22 protein-coding genes are annotated in these 19,680 nt (G+C 61.3%); all 22 read left to right on the plus strand.

The features are described from left to right. Positions 1–123 precede the first annotated feature (123 nt). The 22 genes from fliS (at position 124) to fliR (ending at position 19,680) form a co-directional block, all read left to right on the plus strand. Positions 124–528, plus strand: a complete 405-nt coding sequence (gene fliS, locus HBO23_RS29065) for a flagellar export chaperone FliS (RefSeq protein WP_138452693.1) — start codon at positions 124–126, stop codon at positions 526–528. Between the two features lie 25 nt (positions 529–553). After that, on the plus strand, positions 554–850 hold the full coding sequence (gene fliT, locus HBO23_RS29070) for a flagellar protein FliT (RefSeq protein ID WP_170040633.1): 297 nt from the start codon (positions 554–556) through the stop codon (positions 848–850). 169 nt (positions 851–1,019) lie between these two features. Continuing rightward, positions 1,020–2,495, plus strand: coding sequence for a sigma-54 dependent transcriptional regulator (locus HBO23_RS29075; RefSeq protein WP_017134934.1), 1,476 nt, complete (start codon positions 1,020–1,022; stop codon positions 2,493–2,495). Positions 2,496–2,605: 110 nt separating this feature from the next. Next, positions 2,606–3,817, plus strand: coding sequence for an ATP-binding protein (locus tag HBO23_RS29080; RefSeq protein ID WP_099549001.1), 1,212 nt, complete (start codon positions 2,606–2,608; stop codon positions 3,815–3,817). Positions 3,818–3,824: 7 nt separating this feature from the next. Continuing rightward, positions 3,825–5,204, plus strand: coding sequence for a sigma-54 dependent transcriptional regulator (locus tag HBO23_RS29085; protein ID WP_170040634.1), 1,380 nt, complete (start codon positions 3,825–3,827; stop codon positions 5,202–5,204). 131 nt (positions 5,205–5,335) lie between these two features. Continuing rightward, positions 5,336–5,665 carry a flagellar hook-basal body complex protein FliE gene (gene fliE, locus HBO23_RS29090; RefSeq protein ID WP_016972029.1) on the plus strand — a complete coding sequence of 110 codons (330 nt, stop codon included), beginning with the start codon at positions 5,336–5,338 and terminating at the stop codon, positions 5,663–5,665. A 16-nt stretch (positions 5,666–5,681) separates the two neighbouring features. Next, positions 5,682–7,457 (plus strand): flagellar basal-body MS-ring/collar protein FliF, encoded by a 1,776-nt coding sequence (gene fliF / locus HBO23_RS29095; RefSeq protein WP_017134938.1) that lies wholly within the window; start codon positions 5,682–5,684, stop codon positions 7,455–7,457. Continuing rightward, positions 7,450–8,469 carry a flagellar motor switch protein FliG gene (gene fliG, locus HBO23_RS29100; RefSeq protein ID WP_010208743.1) on the plus strand — a complete coding sequence of 340 codons (1,020 nt, stop codon included), beginning with the start codon at positions 7,450–7,452 and terminating at the stop codon, positions 8,467–8,469. Before fliF ends, fliG begins: the two co-directional genes overlap by 8 nt. Positions 8,470–8,479: 10 nt before the next feature. Further along, positions 8,480–9,244: a flagellar assembly protein FliH gene (fliH, locus tag HBO23_RS29105; RefSeq protein WP_170040635.1), complete on the plus strand. Its 765-nt coding sequence runs from the start codon at positions 8,480–8,482 to the stop codon at positions 9,242–9,244. Further along, on the plus strand, positions 9,234–10,592 hold the full coding sequence (gene fliI / locus HBO23_RS29110) for a flagellar protein export ATPase FliI (RefSeq protein ID WP_017134940.1): 1,359 nt from the start codon (positions 9,234–9,236) through the stop codon (positions 10,590–10,592). Before fliH ends, fliI begins: the two co-directional genes overlap by 11 nt. 3 nt (positions 10,593–10,595) lie before the next feature. Continuing rightward, entirely contained in the window at positions 10,596–11,045 is a 450-nt protein-coding gene (fliJ, locus tag HBO23_RS29115) for a flagellar export protein FliJ (RefSeq protein WP_016972024.1), read from the plus strand. Positions 11,046–11,260: 215 nt separating this feature from the next. Further along, a complete protein-coding gene (locus tag HBO23_RS29120) occupies positions 11,261–11,566 on the plus strand; it encodes an STAS domain-containing protein (RefSeq protein ID WP_017134941.1) in 306 nt (101 codons plus the stop codon). Further along, a complete protein-coding gene (locus HBO23_RS29125; RefSeq protein ID WP_170040636.1) occupies positions 11,563–13,281 on the plus strand; it encodes a fused response regulator/phosphatase in 1,719 nt (572 codons plus the stop codon). Before HBO23_RS29120 ends, HBO23_RS29125 begins: the two co-directional genes overlap by 4 nt. Before the next feature lie 30 nt (positions 13,282–13,311). Continuing rightward, positions 13,312–13,656 carry an Hpt domain-containing protein gene (locus tag HBO23_RS29130; protein WP_099548879.1) on the plus strand — a complete coding sequence of 115 codons (345 nt, stop codon included), beginning with the start codon at positions 13,312–13,314 and terminating at the stop codon, positions 13,654–13,656. A gap of 218 nt (positions 13,657–13,874) precedes the next feature. Beyond that, positions 13,875–15,215 carry a flagellar hook-length control protein FliK gene (locus HBO23_RS29135; RefSeq protein ID WP_170040637.1) on the plus strand — a complete coding sequence of 447 codons (1,341 nt, stop codon included), beginning with the start codon at positions 13,875–13,877 and terminating at the stop codon, positions 15,213–15,215. A 222-nt stretch (positions 15,216–15,437) separates the two neighbouring features. Further along, positions 15,438–15,941 (plus strand): flagellar basal body-associated protein FliL, encoded by a 504-nt coding sequence (gene fliL, locus HBO23_RS29140; protein ID WP_017134945.1) that lies wholly within the window; start codon positions 15,438–15,440, stop codon positions 15,939–15,941. Positions 15,942–15,950: 9 nt separating this feature from the next. Further along, positions 15,951–16,919, plus strand: coding sequence for a flagellar motor switch protein FliM (gene fliM / locus HBO23_RS29145; RefSeq protein WP_010166091.1), 969 nt, complete (start codon positions 15,951–15,953; stop codon positions 16,917–16,919). Between the two features lie 45 nt (positions 16,920–16,964). Further along, on the plus strand, positions 16,965–17,432 hold the full coding sequence (gene fliN / locus HBO23_RS29150) for a flagellar motor switch protein FliN (RefSeq protein WP_017134946.1): 468 nt from the start codon (positions 16,965–16,967) through the stop codon (positions 17,430–17,432). 1 nt (position 17,433) lies between these two features. Continuing rightward, positions 17,434–17,874, plus strand: a complete 441-nt coding sequence (gene fliO / locus HBO23_RS29155; RefSeq protein ID WP_170040638.1) for a flagellar biosynthetic protein FliO — start codon at positions 17,434–17,436, stop codon at positions 17,872–17,874. Beyond that, positions 17,874–18,617 carry a flagellar type III secretion system pore protein FliP gene (gene fliP / locus HBO23_RS29160; protein ID WP_056859761.1) on the plus strand — a complete coding sequence of 248 codons (744 nt, stop codon included), beginning with the start codon at positions 17,874–17,876 and terminating at the stop codon, positions 18,615–18,617. The genes fliO and fliP overlap by 1 nt, the downstream gene beginning before the upstream one ends. Before the next feature lie 4 nt (positions 18,618–18,621). After that, positions 18,622–18,891: a flagellar biosynthesis protein FliQ gene (fliQ, locus tag HBO23_RS29165; protein WP_003214552.1), complete on the plus strand. Its 270-nt coding sequence runs from the start codon at positions 18,622–18,624 to the stop codon at positions 18,889–18,891. A 3-nt stretch (positions 18,892–18,894) separates the two neighbouring features. Next, positions 18,895–19,680 (plus strand): flagellar biosynthetic protein FliR, encoded by a 786-nt coding sequence (gene fliR / locus HBO23_RS29170; RefSeq protein WP_099548882.1) that lies wholly within the window; start codon positions 18,895–18,897, stop codon positions 19,678–19,680.

A 19,680-nucleotide genomic window follows, 5' to 3' on the forward strand; every position in this document is an offset into this window, starting at 1 on the left:
AGCCCGGGTCCGTTGACCTGGGCTTTGTTCTTTCTGAGACCGGCGGGTTAAAGTTTTTTGCGACCCAGTCGACATATTGGTTACTGAAAACCTTCTCGCTGTTGCCTGTCACGAGGTAGAAACATGAATCCCATGAGAGCCCTTCGCCAATACCAGAAGGTCAATTCCCATGCCCAAATCTCTGAGGCCAGCCCGCATCGCCTGGTGCAGATGCTGATGGAAGGTGGCCTGGACCGTATGGCCCAAGCCAAAGGCGCGCTGGCGCGTGGCGACGTCGCTCAGAAAGGCCTGATGCTGGGCAAGGCCACCGATATCCTGATCGGCCTTCGTGATGGCCTGAATGCGGAAAAAAGCGATAACAAGGAATACGTCCAGCAATTGGAAGGCTTGTATGTGTACATGACAAACCGTTTGATGGAAGCCAACCTGCATAACGACGCCGACATGATCGACGAAGTCGCCCGTTTGCTGATTACCGTAAAAGAAGGCTGGGATGCCATCGCTGAGCCACAAGGTGCTGCACAATAAGGCCAACGGCCTTGAGGAATACGTCATGAGCCACGCACTGCAACGCATTGATGAAACCCGTGAAGCGCTGATCGGCGCGTTGGCGGAGCGCAACTGGGACGCCATTGGTGAACTGGATATGGGCTGCCGCAACGTCATCGATGAAGTGCTCAGCGAAGCGCCGGTGGACGAGGATGCACTGCGGGAAAAGCTGGAAAGCCTGCTGGCGGTGTATCAGCAGTTGCTGGAAGTGACGACCGGCGAGCGCCAGGCGATTTTCGAAGAGATGTCGCAGATCAACCGCGCGCAAAGTGCGTCAAAGGTTTACCATCTGTTCGGCTGAACTGGCTCAGTTAATCCGAACAGCGCGTCATATATTTGACTGTGCTCGTATTTTTGACTTAACTAGTGCTGTTTTCAGATTTCAGGCGTCAGTAAGGTATGAAGTCCTACAGGCGTCTCGATTGCCCTCACTCTGGGGCAGGAAGTTTTACTAGGGAAGTTGCTATTGCATGTGGCGTGAAACCAAAATTCTGCTGATTGATGACGATAGCGTCCGCCGCCGCGATTTAGCGGTGATTTTAAATTTTCTCGGTGAAGAAAATTTACCCTGCGGCAGCCATGACTGGCAGCAGGCGGTCAGCTCTTTGTCGTCGAGCCGTGAAGTTATCTGTGTGCTGATCGGGACGGTAAATGCTCCTGGCGCCATTTTGGGCCTGTTAAAGACACTGTCGACCTGGGATGAGTTCCTTCCGGTGTTGCTGATGGGCGATATTTCTTCCGTGGACCTGCCGGAAGACCAGCGCCGCCGCGTGCTTTCAACCCTGGAAATGCCGCCCAGCTACAGCAAATTGCTCGATTCGCTGCACCGTGCCCAGGTCTATCGCGAGATGTACGACCAGGCCCGCGAGCGCGGCCGTCACCGTGAACCCAACCTGTTCCGCAGCCTCGTCGGCACCAGCCGTGCGATCCAGCACGTGCGCCAGATGATGCAGCAAGTCGCTGACACCGACGCCAGCGTGCTGATCCTTGGCGAATCCGGCACCGGCAAGGAAGTGGTCGCCCGCAACCTGCACTACCACTCCAAGCGCCGCGACGGGCCTTTCGTGCCGGTCAACTGCGGGGCGATCCCGGCAGAGCTGCTCGAAAGCGAACTGTTCGGCCACGAGAAGGGCGCCTTTACCGGGGCGATCACCAGCCGTGCCGGGCGTTTTGAGCTAGCCAACGGCGGCACCTTGTTCCTCGACGAAATCGGCGACATGCCGCTGCCGATGCAGGTCAAGCTGTTGCGCGTGTTGCAGGAACGCACCTTCGAGCGCGTGGGCAGCAACAAGACCCAGAGCGTCGACGTGCGCATCATCGCGGCCACCCACAAAAACCTCGAAAGCATGATCGAGGTCGGCAGCTTCCGCGAAGACCTGTACTACCGCCTCAACGTATTCCCCATCGAGATGGCCCCGCTGCGCGAACGCGTGGAAGACATCCCGTTGCTGATGAACGAGTTGATCTCGCGCATGGAGCACGAAAAGCGCGGTTCGATTCGCTTCAACTCCGCCGCGATCATGTCCCTGTGCCGCCACGGCTGGCCGGGCAACGTGCGTGAGCTGGCCAACCTGGTGGAGCGCATGGCGATCATGCACCCCTACGGTGTGATCGGCGTGGTCGAGTTGCCGAAGAAATTTCGCTACGTCGACGACGAAGACGAGCAACTGGTCGACAGCCTGCGCACCGACCTCGAAGAGCGCGTGGCCATCAACGGCCACACGCCGGACTTCGGCTCCACCGCCATGCTGCCGCCCGAAGGCCTGGACTTGAAGGACTACCTCGGTAGCCTCGAACAAGGCCTGATCCAGCAGGCGCTGGACGATGCCAACGGCATTGTCGCCCGTGCCGCCGAGCGCTTGCGTATCCGTCGAACCACCTTGGTTGAGAAGATGCGCAAGTACGGTATGAGCCGCCGGGAAGGTGATGAACAGGCGGATGATTGACGCCTGTTTTTTAAGCTACTGAAATATCAGTAGTTTTTTTTCGGCACGGGTATTGCTATAGCCCTCGCAACGTTCCGTTTAACTGACGGTCAGCCAAGCGAGAGAGCATGATGCCCCACGCCGCCCAACTTTCTACAGCCCCTGCTATCCCGGGGCTCGTTCCGTCTGCAGAGCCGCTTACCCGGCAGGGTCTTGAGCAGGCGTTCTCGCAGTTCAGCCAGATGTCGAGCCAACTGACTGACTCTTACAGCTTGCTGGAGGCGCGGGTTTCCGAGCTTAAAGGCGAACTGGCGGTGGTCAGTGCCCAGCGCATGCAAGAGCTGGCCGAGAAAGAGCGCCTGGCCAACCGTCTGCAAAACCTGCTGTCGCTGCTGCCCGGTGGCGTGATCGTCATTGATGATCAGGGCCGCGTGCGTGAAGCCAACCCGGCTGCCGTCGACATGCTCGGCCTGCCGCTGGAAGGCGAGTTATGGCGGGAAGTCATCGCCCGTTGCTTCGCCCCCCGTGAAGACGACGGCCACGAAATCTCCCTCAAGGACGGCCGCCGTCTGTCCATCGCCACCCGTTCCCTGGACGCCGAGCCTGGCCAACTGGTGCTGCTCAACGACCTGACGGAAACCCGTCACCTGCAAGACCAACTGGCGCGCCATGAGCGCTTGTCGTCGTTGGGGCGGATGGTTGCTTCTTTGGCGCATCAGATCCGCACGCCGTTGTCGGCGGCGCTGATCTACGCCAGTCATTTGACTGATGAGCAATTGCCGGCCGCCACCCACCAACGTTTTGCTGGCCGCCTTAAAGAGCGCCTGCATGAGTTGGAGCACCAGGTGCGCGACATGCTGGTGTTTGCCCGCGGCGAATTGCCGCTGACCGACCGCGTTACGCCGGCTATGTTGATGCAGTCGCTGCAAGCGGCGGCGGCCACCCATATCCAGGACGCCCAGGTGCGTTGGCAGTGCGACAGCCACCAGGGCGAGTTGCTGTGCAACCGCGACACCCTGGTCGGCGCTTTGCTCAACCTGATCGAAAACGCCACCCAGGCAAGCCTGCCCGGGGCGCGGCTCAAGGTGCACCTGTACACCCGCGAGCAAACCCTGCGCCTGTGTATCAGCGACAGCGGCAGCGGCATTGAGCCGTGTGTGCTGCAACGCTTGGGCGAACCGTTTTTTACCACCAAGACCAACGGCACTGGCCTCGGCCTGACCGTGGTCAAGGCCGTGGCACGCGCGCATCAGGGAGAATTGCAGCTGCACTCCCGGTTGGGGCGTGGCACCTGTGCATTGATGACCTTGCCGCTGTTTTCCAGCACGGCAAGCGCGGAGTAAAAGGACTATGGCTATCAAGGTTTTATTGGTCGAAGACGATCGCGCCCTGCGTGAAGCATTGGCTGACACGCTGCTGTTGGCGGGCCATGACTACCGGGCGGTCGGTTCTGCCGAGGAAGCCTTGGAGGCGGTTGAGCAGGAATCTTTCAGCCTGGTGGTCAGTGACGTCAACATGCCCGGCATGGACGGCCACCAGTTGCTCGGCCTGCTGCGCGCGCGCCAGCCGCAGTTGCCGGTGCTGCTGATGACCGCCCATGGCGCCGTGGAGCGGGCGGTGGACGCCATGCGCCAGGGCGCGGCGGATTACCTGGTCAAACCCTTTGAGCCTAAAGCCCTGATCGAACTGGTTGCCCGGCATGCACTCGGCGTTGTTTCGAATGCCGACGGCGAAGGCCCGATTGCCTTTGAGCCGGCCAGCGCACAGTTGCTGGAACTGGCAGCGCGTGTGGCGCGTAGCGATTCCACCGTGCTGATCTCCGGCGAGTCCGGCACCGGTAAAGAAGTGCTGGCGCGGTATATCCACCAGCAATCGAGCCGCGCCAAACAACCCTTTATCGCGATCAACTGCGCGGCCATCCCCGACAACATGCTTGAAGCCACCTTGTTCGGCCATGAAAAAGGCTCGTTCACCGGCGCCATCGCGGCCCAGGCCGGCAAGTTCGAACAGGCCGACGGCGGCACCATCCTGCTCGACGAAATCTCGGAAATGCCCCTGGGCCTGCAAGCCAAGCTGCTGCGGGTGTTGCAGGAGCGTGAGGTTGAGCGTGTGGGCGCACGCAAGCCGATCCAGCTGGATATCCGCGTGGTTGCCACCACCAACCGCGACCTCGCGGGCGAAGTGGCGGCGGGGCGCTTTCGTGAAGACCTGTTCTACCGGCTATCCGTATTCCCGCTGGCCTGGCGCCCGTTGCGCGAGCGCCCGGCGGATATCATCCCGCTGGCCGAGCGCCTGCTGAACAACCACGTCAAAAAAATGAAGCACGCCCAGGCGCGGTTGTCGGCTGAGGCCCAGGCTTGCCTGATCAGCTACCCATGGCCCGGCAACGTGCGCGAATTGGACAACGCCATCCAGCGCGCGCTGATTTTGCAGCAGGGCGGCTTGATCCAGCCGCAAGACTTCTGCCTGGCCATGGGCAATGGCAGCGCGCCGTTGCCGAGCCTGGCGCCCGCACCTGTGGCGGCTGCCGAAACCGAGTCCGGCGGTGCCCTGGGCGACGACCTGCGCCGCCGCGAATTCCAGATGATCATCGACACCTTGCGTGCCGAGCGCGGCCGCCGCAAAGAGGCCGCTGAGCGCCTGGGCATCAGCCCGCGCACCCTGCGCTACAAGCTGGCACAGATGCGCGACGCCGGGATGGACGTGGAAGCCTACCTTTTCGCCACGTGAAAAATTCTTGGGCTGACAGGGTTTGTCGCCTTTTCTTACGAATTGCCACGGAGCTGGCACCCTTGTTGCTACCACCCGTAGTAACCGCTGCGTAGTGTCAAAAAATTGCGGGTCGTCGGAGAGAGAAGGTCATGAGCCAGGGTATTGAGTTCAATCGGTTGATGTTGGATATGCGCTCCATGCAAATGGATGCCATGGCTCAACCGAAATCCGTCGCGCCAGCGCCGGAATTGGGCCAAAGCAGTTTTGCCGACATGCTCGGTCAGGCAATCAACAAAGTCAGCGACACCCAGCAAGCCTCCAATCAGTTGGCCACCGCCTTCGAGATCGGCAAGAGCGGCGTGGACCTCACCGATGTGATGGTCGCCTCGCAAAAGGCCAGCGTTTCCTTTCAAGCCTTGACCCAAGTGCGTAACAAGCTGGTTCAGGCTTATCAAGACATCATGCAGATGCCGGTTTAAGGACGAGATTTAAGTCATGGCAGAAGCAGTCTCCGACAACGTACCCGCCAAGGCAGACGGCAAGCCGCCGCTGTTTGGCCTGTCGTTCCTGGAAAACCTCTCGGAAATGACCATGCTGCGTCAGGTGGGCCTGATGGTCGGCCTGGCCGCCAGTGTGGCGATTGGTTTTGCCGTGGTGTTGTGGTCGCAACAACCTGATTACCGCCCGCTGTACGGCAGCCTGGCCGGCATGGATTCCAAGCAGATCATGGAAACCCTGGCCGCCGCCGACATCGCCTACACCGTGGAGCCCAACTCCGGCGCCTTGCTGGTCAAGGCTGATGACGTGGCCCGTGCGCGCATGAAGCTGGCTGCGGCCGGCGTAACGCCGTCCGACAGCAATATCGGTTTTGAAATCCTCGACAAGGACCAGGGCCTGGGCACCAGCCAGTTCATGGAGGCCACCCGCTACCGTCGTGGCCTGGAAGGCGAGCTGGCGCGCACCATCAGCAGCCTGAACAACGTCAAGGGCGCCCGCGTGCACCTGGCGATCCCGAAAAGCTCGGTGTTCGTGCGTGACGAACGCAAGCCCAGTGCCTCGGTATTGGTTGAACTGTTTTCCGGCCGCTCCCTGGAGCCTGGCCAGGTACTGGCGATCATCAACCTGGTGGCCACCAGCGTTCCCGAATTGAGCAAGTCGCAAATCACCGTGGTCGACCAGAAGGGCAACCTGCTGTCTGACCAGGCCGAGAACTCCGCGCTGACCCAGGCCGGCAAGCAGTTCGACTACAGCCGTCGCATGGAAAGCATGCTGACCCAACGCGTGCACAACATCCTGCAACCGGTGTTGGGCAACGATCGCTACAAGGCTGAAGTGTCCGCCGACGTGGATTTCAGCGCGGTCGAGTCGACCTCCGAACAGTTCAACCCCGACCAACCGGCGCTGCGCAGCGAGCAGTCCACCAGCGAACAACGCACCGCCAGCAATGGCCCGCAAGGTGTGCCGGGTGCCCTGAGCAACCAGCCACCGGCTCCGGCGACTGCACCACAAACCACCGGTGGCGCGGCCGCTACGGCTGGCGCGATCCAGCCTGGGCAGCCATTGTTGGACGCCAACGGCCAGCAGATCATGGACCCGGCCACCGGCCAGCCGATGCTCGCGCCGTACCCGGCGGACAAGCGTAACCAGTCGACCAAGAACTTCGAACTCGACCGTTCCATCAGCCACACCAAGCAGCAGCAGGGCAAGATCAATCGCCTGTCGGTGTCGGTAGTGGTCGATGATCAGGTCAAGGTCAACCCGGCTGACGGCGCCGTCACCCGTGCGCCTTGGAGCACTGATGAGTTGGCCCGTTTCACGCGCCTGGTGCAGGACGCCGTCGGCTTCGACGCCAGCCGGGGTGACAGCGTCAGCGTGATCAACATGCCGTTCTCCGCCGAGCGCGCCGAAGTGATCGCCGACCCTGCGTTCTACACGCAGCCGTGGTTCTGGGACATCGTTAAACAAGTGCTGGGTGTGTTGTTCATTCTGGTGCTGGTGTTCGGCGTGCTGCGTCCGGTGCTCAACAACATCACCGGCAACGGCAAGAAACAGCTGGCCTTGGCCGGTGGCGACGTCGAGTTGGGTGGCATGGGCGGCCTGGACGGCGAACTGGCCAACGACCGCGTCAGCCTCGGCGGCCCGCAAAGCATCCTGTTGCCAAGCCCGAGCGAAGGCTATGACGCTCAGCTGAACGCAATCAAGAGTCTGGTAGCAGAAGACCCGGGCCGTGTGGCCCAGGTCGTGAAAGAGTGGATCAACGCAGATGAGTGATAATCGAGCCGCTGTTGCCAAGCTCACCAAGGTCGACAAAGCCGCAGTCCTGTTGCTGTCCCTGGGTGAAACCGACGCTGCCCAAGTGCTGCGCCACATGGGGCCTAAAGAGGTCCAGCGCGTGGGCGTGGCCATGGCGCAGATGCGCAATGTGCACCGCGAGCAAGTCGAGCAGGTGATGAGTGAGTTCGTCGAGATCGTCGGCGACCAGACCAGCCTGGGCGTCGGCTCCGACAGCTATATCCGCAAGATGCTCACCTCGGCACTTGGCGAAGACAAGGCCAACGGCCTGATCGACCGCATCCTGCTGGGTGGCAACACCAGTGGCCTGGACAGCCTCAAGTGGATGGAGCCGCGCGCGGTGGCCGACGTGATCCGCTACGAGCACCCGCAGATCCAGGCCATCGTCGTCGCTTACCTCGACCCGGACCAGGCCGGTGAAGTGCTCGGCCACTTCGACCATAAAGTACGCCTGGATATCATTCTGCGCGTGTCGTCGCTGAACACCGTGCAGCCGGCAGCCCTGAAAGAACTCAACACGATTCTGGAGAAGCAGTTCTCTGGCAACTCGAACGCTTCGCGCACCACCTTGGGCGGCATCAAGCGTGCGGCCGACATCATGAACTTCCTCGACAGCTCGGTCGAAGGCCAGTTGATGGACTCGATCCGCGAGATCGACGACACCCTGTCCGGCCAGATCGAAGACCTCATGTTCGTGTTCAACAACCTCTCCGATGTCGATGACCGTGGCATCCAGGCGTTGCTGCGCGAAGTCTCCTCCGACGTGCTGGTGCTGGCCCTCAAAGGCTCGGACGAAAACGTCAAAGAGAAGATTTTCAAGAACATGTCCAAGCGTGCGTCCGAACTGTTGCGCGACGACCTCGAAGCCAAAGGCCCGGTGCGCGTCAGCGACGTCGAAACCGCGCAGAAAGAAATCCTCACCATTGCCCGCCGTATGGCCGAAGCCGGAGAAATCGTTCTCGGTGGGAAGGGCGGCGAAGAAATGATCTAAGGCGCGTCCCATGTCGAACAAAGATGAGACGCCCAGCGATCTGATTCGCGCGCGGGATGTCGGCGGGTTCGACATCTGGTCGCTGCCCAGCTTCGATCCACATGTGCCGGAACCTGAGCCCGAGCCGTTGGTTGAAACGCCGGTAGAGATGGAAGAAGTGCCACTGGATGAAGTCCAGCCACTGACCCTTGAAGAGTTGGAAGCCATCCGCCAGGAAGCCTACAACGAAGGCTTTGCGGCCGGCGAAAAAGACGGCTTTCGCAGCACTACCCTCAAAGTACGCCAGGAAGCCGAAGAGGCGCTCGGCGTCAAACTCGCCAGCCTTGAGCGGCTGATGGGTACGCTGTTCGACCCGATTGCCGAGCAGGACTCGCAGATCGAAAAAGCCATGGTCGGCCTGGTCGAGCACATTGCCCGGCAAGTCATCCAGCGCGAGCTGGTGCTCGATTCCAGCCATATCGAAAGCGTCATGCGCGAAGCCCTCAAGCTGCTGCCGTTGGGCGTGGGCAATGTGCGCCTGTACATCAACCCGCAGGATTTCGAACAGGTCAAAGCCCTGCGCGAGCGCCATGAAGAAACCTGGCGCATCGTCGAGGACGCGGCGTTGTTGCCCGGTGGTTGCCGCGTGGAAACCGAACACAGCCGCATCGATGCCACGGTGGAAACCCGCATCAGCCAGATCATGGCCAAGCTGTTGGATCAGGTGCATGAGCAGGTGTTGAACCCCGCCGAACCTGACCTGAGCGTTGATCTGGACGCCACCGATGCGCCTTGATCGCACCAGCTTCGCCAAGCGCCTGGGTGGCTACGCCGAGGCCACGGAGTTGCCCGGCCAGCCGATCCTCGAAGGGCGCCTGCTGCGCATGGTCGGCCTGACCCTCGAAGCCGAAGGCCTGCGCGCCGCCATGGGCAGCCGCTGCCTGGTGATCAACGACGACAGCTACCACCCGGTGCAGGTCGAAGCCGAGGTGATGGGCTTTTCCGGCAGCAAGATTTTCCTCATGCCGGTCGGCAGCCTGGCGGGCATCGCCCCTGGCGCCCGCGTGGTGCCGTTGGCCGACACCGGCCGCCTGCCGATGGGCATGAGCATGCTCGGCCGCGTGCTCGATGGCGCCGGCCGCGCACTCGACGGCAAGGGCGGCATGAAGGCCGAAGACTGGGTGCCGATGGACGGCCCGACCATCAACCCGCTCAACCGCAACCCCATTAGTGTGCCGCTGGACGTGGGCATACGCAGCATCAACGGTTTATTGACGGTCGGTCGCGGCCAGCGTCTGGGCCTGTTTGCCGGTACGGGCGTGGGTAAGTCGGTGTTGCTGGGCATGATGACGCGTTTTACCGAGGCCGACATTATTGTGGTCGGGCTGATCGGCGAGCGCGGCCGTGAAGTGAAAGAGTTCATCGAGCACAGCCTCGGTGAAGAAGGCCTCAAACGCTCGGTGGTAGTCGCGTCGCCTGCGGACGATGCGCCGCTGATGCGCCTGCGCGCCGCCATGTACTGCACGCGTATCGCCGAATATTTTCGCGACAAGGGCAAGAATGTCCTGTTGCTGATGGACTCGCTCACACGTTTCGCCCAGGCCCAGCGGGAAATCGCCTTGGCCATCGGCGAACCGCCCGCCACCAAAGGCTACCCGCCTTCAGTGTTCGCCAAGCTGCCCAAGCTGGTGGAGCGCGCCGGTAATGCCGAGGCCGGTGGTGGTTCGATCACCGCGTTCTACACCGTGTTGTCCGAAGGCGATGACCAGCAAGACCCGATTGCCGACTCGGCGCGGGGCGTGCTCGATGGCCACATCGTGCTGTCGCGGCGCCTGGCCGAGGAAGGGCACTACCCGGCCATCGACATCGAAGCTTCGATCAGCCGGGTGATGCCGGCGGTGGTCACGCCCGAGCACATGGCGCGTGCGCAGCACTTCAAACAACTGTGGTCGCGCTACCAGCAGAGCCGCGACCTGATCAGCGTCGGCGCCTACGTGGCCGGTGGTGATCGCGAAACCGACCTGGCCATCGCGCTGCAACCGCAACTGGTGAGCTACCTGCGCCAGGGGCTCAACGACAAGATCAGCATGGGCGAAAGCGAAGCTCACCTGGGCTCGATCTTCGCTCCGGCGCCGGGCGGTTAAGCCATGGCCAGCACCCGTTCTTCACGCCTGGCCCCAGTGGTGGACATGGCCGAAAAGGCCGAAAAAACCGCCGTGCAACGCCTGGGTTACTTCCAGGGGCAGGTGCGCCTGGCGGAAAGCAAGCTGGGCGACCTGGAGCGCTTTCGCGGCGAATACCAGCAGCAGTGGATCGAGCGTGGCAGCAAGGGTGTGTCCGGACAGTGGTTGATGGGCTACCAGGGCTTTCTTAACCAGTTGGAAACCGCTGTGGGCCAGCAGCGCCAGAGCCTGGCCTGGCACCAGAACAATCTTGATAAAGCCCGTGAAAGTTGGCAGGCGGCGTTTGCCCGCGTTGAAGGCTTGCGCAAGCTGGTGCAGCGTTATATCGACGAAGCGCGGGCGATTGAGGACAAGCGTGAGCAGAAGCTGCTCGATGAGCTGTCACAACGCCTTCCCCGCCAGTCACAGTACTAACAGTTTCCACTTGCCTACTGTGGGAGCCGGGCTGTGTGGGTGCTGGCTTAGGTGGGAGCTGGCTTGCCTGCGATAGCATCACCGCTGTATCACTGATACACCTCGTCGCCTGCATCGCAGGCAAGCCAGCTCCCACATTGAGTGCTCGGTGTTGCCCAGATCCGGTTCAGCTGCTAAACCTTGTTGCACATTGCCAATGACAAGGAAGCAGTCACATGTCAGTCGAGTCAGAAGTATCCCTGGATGGGACGAAGTTGACGATTAAAGTAAGAGGCCGATTCGATTTCGGAAGCCACCAGACCTTTCGCGATGCCTACGAGCGGTTCTACAAGGTGCCCGACATCTACGTGGTAGATCTGAAAGAAGCCACCTATCTGGACAGCTCGGCGCTCGGCATGCTCCTGCTGCTGCGGGACCATGCCGGTGGCGATGAGGCCGAAGTGCAGGTCATCAACAGCAACTCCGATGTGCGCAAGATCCTCGGCATCTCCAACTTCGACAAACTGTTCGACATCAGTTGAGCACCTTGGCCCCGGTCCTTGAACCACTGACGATCCTGATCGCCGAAGACAGCGCCGCCGATTTATTGTTGCTGTCGACCATCATTCGGCGTCAGGGCCACCAGGTGCTCACCGCCACCAATGGCGCGCAAGCCGTCGAGGTGTTTACCCGCGAGCGCCCGCAACTGGTGTTGATGGACGCCCTTATGCCGGTGATGGACGGTTTTGAAGCGGCGCGGCGGATCAAACAGTTGGCGGGTGAGGCGCTGGTGCCGATCATCTTCCTCACCTCGCTGCGCGAAAGCGAAGCCCTGGCCCAATGCCTGGATGCCGGTGGCGATGATTTCCTGCCCAAACCCTACAACCCGCTGATCCTGGCCGCCAAGATCAATGCCATGGACCGTCTGCGGCGCCTGCAGGCCACGGTGCTGCGCCAGCGCGACCAGATCGCCCGGCACCACGATTACCTGTTGCATGAGCAACGCGCGGCCAAGGCGGTGTTCGACAAGGTAGCGCATTCGGGTTGCATCAATGCGGCGCCGAACATTCGTTACCTGCAATCGCCCTATGCGCTGTTCAACGGCGACCTGTTGTTGGCGGCGTACACGCCGTCCGGCGACATGCATGTGCTGCTCGGTGACTTCACCGGCCATGGCCTGCCGGCCGCAGTGGGCGCCATGCCGCTGGCGGAAGTCTTCTACGGCATGACCGCCAAGGGTTACGGCCTGGCGCAGACCCTGCGCGAGATGAATGCCAAGCTCAAGCGCATCTTGCCGGTGGACATGTTCTGCTGCGCCACGCTGGTGTGCCTGAGTACCCAGCGGCGCGTGGTGGAGGTATGGAACGGCGGCATGCCCGACGGCTATGTGCATGAGATCGCCACCGGCAAGCGTACGCCTTTGTTATCCCGGCACCTGCCGCTGGGTGTGCTTTCGGCACAGGCGTTTGATGACAGTACCGAAGTCTGGCCCATGGCCTTGGGCGACCGGGTGTTCTTGTTGTCCGATGGGGTGCTGGATACCGCCAACGCCAGTGAACAGTTATTTGGCGCGGCGCGTTTGCAGCAGGTATTTGCCAGCAATCGCAAGCCCGACCGCTTGTTTGAGGAGATTGAGCAGGCCCTGGCGGCGTTCCGGGGTGAGGCGCGCGATGATGTCAGCATGGTGGAGATCACCTTGCAGCCTGGCCAGCCGTCGCGGGCGGCTGAGCCGCTGTATGCCGACAGTGGCCAGTCGTGCCCGTTGGATTGGTCGGTGAGCTTCGAGTTTCGTGCGCGAACGCTCAAAAGCTACAACCCGTTGCCGTACCTGTTGCAATTGCTGCTGGAGATTCATGGCCTGCGTGGGCAAAGCGGCGCGCTGTACAGCGTGATGGCCGAGTTGTATTCCAATGCGCTGGAGCATGGCGTGCTGGGCCTGGATTCGCGACTCAAGCGCGATGCCCAAGGATTTTCCGAGTATTACCGCCAGCGCAACGAGCGCCTGACGCAGTTGAACAGCGGTTACGTGCGGGTACATGTGCAGGTGTTGCCGACTGCCACGGGCGGCAAAATGACGCTGCGCATCGAAGACAGTGGCCCAGGGTTTGACGTGGAACAGGTGCTGGCGCGGCCGCTGGATATCGACCGTTTGTCTGGCCGGGGGCTGAGCCTGGTACGGCAACTGAGCAGCGATGTACGCTGGACCGATGGCGGGCGCAGTGTGTGCGTGGAGTTTTGCTGGGGGGCTCTGGCATAATCCGCCGATTCTTGATCAAGGAGCGAACAAGTGCTTGAGATTCATCTGGACCCTGATGTGCTGACGGGCCTGCAGGAAGTGATGGAAAGCGAATATCCGAAATTGCTGGATACCTTTCTGGACGATTCGCAAAAGCGTATCGATGCGTTGCGCAAGTCGCGTGGTGACGCCAAGGCGTTGGGCCGGATTGCCCATAGCTTCAAGGGCAGCAGTGGCAACCTTGGGGCGGTGCGGTTGGCGCAGTTGTGTCAGCGGCTGGAGGTGGAGTCCGTCGAGTTGTCGGCGGACTTGGGTGCGCTGGTTGATCAGATTGATCATGAGTTTGCGTTGGTGCGGCCGCTGTATGAGTCGGAAAGGCAGCGCTTTCAGCTTTGAATTGAGTCGCCAAGCCGGTCTCGGCCAAATGTGGGAGCTGGCTTGCCTGCGATGGCATCGACTGGTTTTGCCTGATACACCGAGGTGTCTGCATCGCAGGCAAGCCAGCTCCCACAGAGCACAATGGATCTACCGTCAAAAAACCAAACCTGGCCCAACTCTTGCTCTACCTCCCAATACTGCATCCCCGACCCCCAGTGCAGTGGAGACCTTTACCTATGCCAGTCGCCCCCAATTCGCTCCTTCAGGCTGCCCCCGCGGCCAAGCCTCAAGCGCCGGCCGCCACACCGCCTGTAGCGGCCGCGGACCCACGGGACAAGGGCCCTGGTTTCGCTCAAGTGTTTGCCAACCAAAGCCCCAAGCCCACGCTGAAGACCAATGACACTCCGGTCAAAATCTCGCGTGACAAGCCTGCGGACGCCAATACCAAGCCGGTTGCCAGCAACGACAAGCCTGCCGCCAGTACGCCAGCGGTTGCCGATAGCGGCAATCCCTTGCCTGCCAAGCCGGCCAAGGCCGACGACAGCGCCAGCAGTGATGACGACAAGTCCGCCGACCCGGCCCTGGCGCAGCAGCCCCCGGCTGATCCGGTGGTCGACCCGGCATTGGTCGCCGTTGTTACGCCAGTGCCTGTTCCGGTGCCAACGCCCGCGCCGGTAGCCACCCATGACGACACGGCCCAGCCGGTGGTCGCGGCGCCGCTTGCAGGCACCGATGACGCCAAGCAACCGGCCTTCGACCCCGAAGCCGATCCGCTGGATTCGATGCCGGCCGTGCGCTTGGCCATGGAGCAGGGCGGCCATGTGTCGGCCAGCAGCCAGACGCCTCAGAAAGCCGCGCCGACCTCCACTCAGGACCAGCCAACCGCCGCGCAGAACTTTGCCGCAGGTCTTGCCAGTATGGTCGACCAGCAAGCCACCAAAGACAGCACTGACCAGGGCGGCGACAAGGCCTTCAGTGGGCTGATCGAAGGTGGCCTCAAGGATTTGAAAGACGCCGGCAGCGACACGCGGGTGGATGATTTCGCCAACCGCCTGGCCGCGCTGACCCAGGCTGCCACGCCGAAAACCGCGAACGCCTTGCCGCCCGTGGCCAATGCGCCATTGGCCATGCACCAGAGCGGCTGGACCGAAGAGGTGGTCAACCGCGTGATGTACCTGTCCAGCGCCAACCTCAAGTCGGCGGAGATTCAGTTGCAACCGGCTGAACTGGGGCGCCTGGATATCAAGGTCAATATGACCGCCGACCAGCAAGCCCAGGTCAACTTCATGAGCGGCCACGCCGTGGTACGTGAAGCGCTGGAAAGCCAGTCCGGCCGTTTGCGCGAGATGTTTGCCCAGCAAGGCATGGGGCAGGTCGACGTCAACGTCTCCGACCAGTCGCGTGGCTGGCAGGGTCAGGGCCAGGAGCAACAGCAGCAGAATCAGGCCCGCGGCATAAGCGGCAGTGGTGGGCGTGGTGATGGCGGCGATGCGGGTGACGCTGCTGAAGTGGCGGCGGCGGTCGCGCCGGTGAGCCAGACCGTGATCGGCTCCAGCGCCGTCGATTACTACGCCTGACTTGAGCCAAAAAACGCGGTCAATGTGGGAGCTGGCTTGCCTGCGATGGCGCTGTATCAGGCACAGAGATGTGAGCTGATCCACCGCTATCGCAGGCAAGCCAGCTCCCACATTTGATTTTGGGTGTTCGCCGTTCCCCGGTTAGTCAGACAACTCTGGCATAACACTTGCTCTTGCCTTCCCGTAGATCTATGAATCCCCGAATAGTGACGGATTATTGGCATGGCGAAGAGTGACGACGCAGCAGCAACCCCACCCGCAGGCAAAGGCAAGCTCAAGCTGATCCTGCTGATTGTGCTGGGCCTGCTCCTGGCCATTGGCGCCTCGATTGGCGGCACGTGGTACATCATGCACAGCAGCGCGAGCAAACCGGCTCCCGCCGCCGAAACCGCCACTAACGTCAAGCAACCGGCAATCTTCGAGCCGATGCTGCCGGCCTTTGTCGCCAACTACAATCAGAACGGTCGCCAACGCTACCTGCAGGTGAGCATCACCTTGCTGGCGCGTAACCAGGCGGACCTGGATGCGCTTAAAGTGCATATGCCGGTGATCCGCAACAACCTGGTGATGCTGTTCTCCGGGCAGAGCTTCGACAGCCTGGCCACCCCGGTCGGCCAGGAAATGCTGCGCCAGAAGGTCACTGCCAGCGTGCAGGAAGTGGCCCAGAAAGAGCTCGGCAAAGTCGTGGTCGAGCAGGCGCTCTTCACTAACTTCGTATTGCAGTAGGATCACGACATGGCCGTGCAAGACCTGCTGTCCCAGGATGAAATCGACGCGCTGTTGCATGGCGTCGACGATGGTCTGGTACAGACCGAAATGGCTGCCGAACCCGGCAGCGTCAAAAGTTATGACCTCACCAGCCAGGATCGCATCGTCCGTGGGCGCATGCCGACCCTGGAGATGATCAATGAGCGTTTCGCCCGTTACACCCGTATCAGCATGTTCAACATGCTGCGCCGCTCGGCAGACGTAGCGGTGGGCGGCGTGCAGGTGATGAAGTTCGGTGAGTACGTGCATTCGCTGTATGTGCCCACCAGCCTCAACCTGGTCAAGATCAAACCGTTGCGCGGTACCGCGCTGTTCATCCTCGACGCCAAGCTGGTGTTCAAGCTGGTGGACAACTTCTTCGGCGGCGACGGCCGCCACGCCAAGATCGAAGGGCGTGAATTCACCCCTACCGAATTGCGTGTGGTGCGCATGGTGCTGGAGCAAGCCTTCATCGACTTGAAGGAAGCCTGGCAGGCGATCATGGAAGTCAATTTCGAGTACATCAACTCGGAAGTGAACCCAGCCATGGCCAACATCGTCGGCCCCAGCGAAGCCATTGTGGTCTCCACCTTCCACATCGAGCTTGATGGTGGTGGCGGCGACCTGCACGTGACCATGCCGTACTCGATGATCGAGCCGGTGCGCGAAATGCTCGACGCCGGTTTCCAGTCCGACCTTGACGACCAGGACGAACGCTGGGTCAAGGCCCTGCGCGAAGACCTGCTGGACGTCGACGTGCCTTTGAGCGCCACTGTGGCCCGTCGCCAGCTGCGTTTGCGCGATATTTTGCACATGCAACCGGGGGACGTGATCCCCGTGGAGTTGCCGGAAGAGCTGATCATGCGCGCCAATGGCGTGCCGTCGTTCAAGGTCAAGCTCGGTTCCCACAAGGGCAACCTGGCGTTGCAAGTGATCGAACCGATCAACCGTCGCTGATCTGCCCCTTCTATCGATGAATTTTTGCTGCGCCGAGGACATGTAATGGCTACCGAACACGAAAACACTTCCGCCGAAGACCAGGCCCTGGCTGACGAATGGGCTGCGGCCCTGGAAGAAACCGGCGATGTCGGCCAGGACGACATCGACGCGCTGCTGGCCGCCGACGCCGCCATGGCGCCGGCCGGCAAACGCCTGCCGATGGAAGAATTCGGCAGCGTGCCGAAAAACAACGACCCGGTGACCCTCGACGGCCCGAACCTGGATGTGATTCTCGACATTCCGGTGTCGATCTCCATGGAAGTCGGCAGCACCGAAATCAACATCCGCAACCTGCTGCAACTCAACCAGGGTTCGGTGATCGAGCTCGACCGCCTGGCCGGTGAGCCGCTGGACGTGCTGGTCAACGGCACCCTGATCGCCCATGGCGAGGTGGTGGTGGTCAACGAGAAGTTCGGCATCCGCCTGACGGACGTGATCAGCCCAAGCGAACGCATCAAGAAGTTGCGCTGAGATGAAGTATTCGATGGCGGGACTGTTTCTGGCGCTGCCATTGAGCGCCCTGGCGGCTGAGCCGGTCGCCCAAGCGGCGGCTGCGGCACCTGTGGTCAGCAGTGGTATCGGCGGCCAGTTGACCCAGCTGGTGCTTGGATTGTTGCTGGTAGTCGGTCTGATCTTCGTGCTCGCCTGGCTGATGCGCCGCGTGCAGCGCATCGGGCCGGGCAATGCCCAGGTGATCGAGATGATCGGCTCGCGCGCCCTCGGCCCGCGTGATCGGCTGGTGCTGGTGCAGGTGGGCGAAGAGCAAATCCTGCTGGGTATCACGCCCGGCCGCATCACCCCGTTGCACGTACTCAAGACGCCGGTGGAAGCAACCAGGACCGAGACCGCCACGCCGGAATTCGCCCAGCGCCTGATGGAGTTGCTGGGCAAGGATCAGAAGGATAAGAAGTAATGCGCGTTTTATTGACGCTCATGCTGTTGCTGGCCGCGCCGCTGGCGTTGGCAGCCGACCCGTTGTCGATCCCGGCGATCACCCTGGGCACCAACGCGGCCGGCGCCCAGGAATACTCGGTCAGCCTGCAGATTTTGCTGATCATGACTGCGCTGAGTTTTATCCCGGCGTTTGTCATGCTGATGACCAGCTTTACGCGGATCATCATCGTGTTCTCGATTTTGCGTCAGGCCCTGGGCCTGCAGCAGACACCGTCGAACCAGATCCTCACCGGCATGGCGCTGTTCTTGACCTTGTTCATCATGGCGCCGGTGTTCGACAAGGTGAACCAGCAAGCCTTGCAGCCCTATCTGGCGGAGAAACTCTCGGCTCAGGACGCGATAGACAAGGCCCAGGGTCCGATCAAGGACTTCATGCTCTCGCAAACCCGTTCCAGCGACCTGGAGCTGTTTATGCGCCTGTCCAAGCGCACCGACATTGCCACACCGGATCAGGCGCCGTTGACCATCCTGGTGCCGGCCTTCGTCACTTCCGAATTGAAAACCGCGTTCCAGATCGGCTTCATGATCTTTATCCCGTTCCTGATCATCGACCTGGTGGTGGCGAGCGTGCTGATGGCCATGGGGATGATGATGCTGTCGCCGCTGATTATTTCGTTGCCGTTCAAGATCATGCTGTTTGTGCTGGTGGACGGCTGGGCGCTGATTATCGGCACCCTGGCCAGCAGTTTCGGCGGGGTGTAGTGACATGACGCCAGAAGTAGCGGTCGACCTGTTCCGTGAAGCGCTGTGGCTGACCACCATGATGGTCGCCGTGCTGGTGGTGCCGAGCCTGTTGGTGGGCCTGCTGGTGGCGATGTTCCAGGCCGCGACCCAGATCAACGAACAAACCTTGAGCTTCCTCCCGCGTTTGCTGGTGATGCTGATCACCCTGATCGTCGCCGGCCCGTGGCTGGTGCAAACCTTTATGGAATACATCCTGCAGCTGTACGGCAGTATTCCGCAGTTGATCGGCTGACCGATGCAATCTGTGCTGGCCTTGACCGACACCCAGATCAGCACCTGGGTGGCGTCTTTCATTTTGCCGATGTTTCGCGTCACGGCAGTGCTGATGACCATGCCGGTGTTCGGGACTACCTTGGTGCCGAGGCGCATCCGCCTGTATTTTGCCTTCGCCATTACCATCGTCATCGTGCCCGGCTTGCCGCCGATGCCGCCGGTGAATGCCCTGGACCTCAGTGCGTTGTTGCTGATTGCCGAGCAGATATTGATCGGCGCGCTGATGGGCTTCTCGCTGACGTTGTTCTTCCAGGCCTTTGTAATCGCCGGGCAAATCATCTCGATCCAGATGGGCATGGGCTTCGCGTCCATGGTCGACCCTACCAACGGCGTGTCGGTGGCAGTGATCGGGCAGTTCCTGACCATGCTGGTGACCTTGATTTTCCTGGCGATGAACGGCCATCTGGTGGTGTTCGAGGTCATGACCGAAAGCTTCACCACCTTGCCGGTGGGCTCGGGGCTGGTGGTCAATCACTTCTGGGAATTGGTCGGCCGCATGAGTTGGGTATTGGGCGCCTCGTTGTTGCTGGTGTTGCCGGCGATTACTGCGCTGCTGGTGGTCAACATCGCGTTTGGCGTGATGACTCGCGCGGCGCCGCAGCTGAACATTTTCTCGATTGGTTTCCCGCTGACCCTGGTGTTGGGCATGGGGATTTTCTGGATCGGCATGGCCGACATTCTCAATCAGTATCAACCGCTGGCCACCGACGCCTTGCAGTTTTTACGTGATCTGGCACGGGCGCGTTGA

Origin of the sequence: Pseudomonas sp. WS 5532 (assembly GCF_012985445.1) — a bacterium.
GTDB classification, from domain to species: domain Bacteria; phylum Pseudomonadota; class Gammaproteobacteria; order Pseudomonadales; family Pseudomonadaceae; genus Aquipseudomonas; species Aquipseudomonas edaphica.

Bases quoted from the DNA above. Each gene is read 5' to 3' on its own strand.
- HBO23_RS29075 (WP_017134934.1), top strand. From the start codon at position 1,020: ATGTGGCGTGAAACCAAAATTCTGCTGATTGATGACGATAGCGTCCGC.
- fliR (WP_099548882.1), top strand. From the start codon at position 18,895: ATGCAATCTGTGCTGGCCTTGACCGACACCCAGATCAGCACCTGGGTG.
- fliG (WP_010208743.1), top strand. From the start codon at position 7,450: ATGAGTGATAATCGAGCCGCTGTTGCCAAGCTCACCAAGGTCGACAAA.
- fliH (WP_170040635.1), top strand. From the start codon at position 8,480: ATGTCGAACAAAGATGAGACGCCCAGCGATCTGATTCGCGCGCGGGAT.
- fliQ (WP_003214552.1), top strand. From the start codon at position 18,622: ATGACGCCAGAAGTAGCGGTCGACCTGTTCCGTGAAGCGCTGTGGCTG.
- HBO23_RS29135 (WP_170040637.1), top strand. From the start codon at position 13,875: ATGCCAGTCGCCCCCAATTCGCTCCTTCAGGCTGCCCCCGCGGCCAAG.
- HBO23_RS29120 (WP_017134941.1), top strand. From the start codon at position 11,261: ATGTCAGTCGAGTCAGAAGTATCCCTGGATGGGACGAAGTTGACGATT.
- HBO23_RS29080 (WP_099549001.1), top strand. From the start codon at position 2,606: ATGCCCCACGCCGCCCAACTTTCTACAGCCCCTGCTATCCCGGGGCTC.
- fliO (WP_170040638.1), top strand. From the start codon at position 17,434: ATGAAGTATTCGATGGCGGGACTGTTTCTGGCGCTGCCATTGAGCGCC.
- fliN (WP_017134946.1), top strand. From the start codon at position 16,965: ATGGCTACCGAACACGAAAACACTTCCGCCGAAGACCAGGCCCTGGCT.
- fliM (WP_010166091.1), top strand. From the start codon at position 15,951: ATGGCCGTGCAAGACCTGCTGTCCCAGGATGAAATCGACGCGCTGTTG.
- HBO23_RS29085 (WP_170040634.1), top strand. From the start codon at position 3,825: ATGGCTATCAAGGTTTTATTGGTCGAAGACGATCGCGCCCTGCGTGAA.
- fliI (WP_017134940.1), top strand. From the start codon at position 9,234: ATGCGCCTTGATCGCACCAGCTTCGCCAAGCGCCTGGGTGGCTACGCC.
- fliT (WP_170040633.1), top strand. From the start codon at position 554: ATGAGCCACGCACTGCAACGCATTGATGAAACCCGTGAAGCGCTGATC.
- fliL (WP_017134945.1), top strand. From the start codon at position 15,438: ATGGCGAAGAGTGACGACGCAGCAGCAACCCCACCCGCAGGCAAAGGC.
- fliE (WP_016972029.1), top strand. From the start codon at position 5,336: ATGAGCCAGGGTATTGAGTTCAATCGGTTGATGTTGGATATGCGCTCC.
- fliP (WP_056859761.1), top strand. From the start codon at position 17,874: ATGCGCGTTTTATTGACGCTCATGCTGTTGCTGGCCGCGCCGCTGGCG.
- fliF (WP_017134938.1), top strand. From the start codon at position 5,682: ATGGCAGAAGCAGTCTCCGACAACGTACCCGCCAAGGCAGACGGCAAG.
- fliS (WP_138452693.1), top strand. From the start codon at position 124: ATGAATCCCATGAGAGCCCTTCGCCAATACCAGAAGGTCAATTCCCAT.
- fliJ (WP_016972024.1), top strand. From the start codon at position 10,596: ATGGCCAGCACCCGTTCTTCACGCCTGGCCCCAGTGGTGGACATGGCC.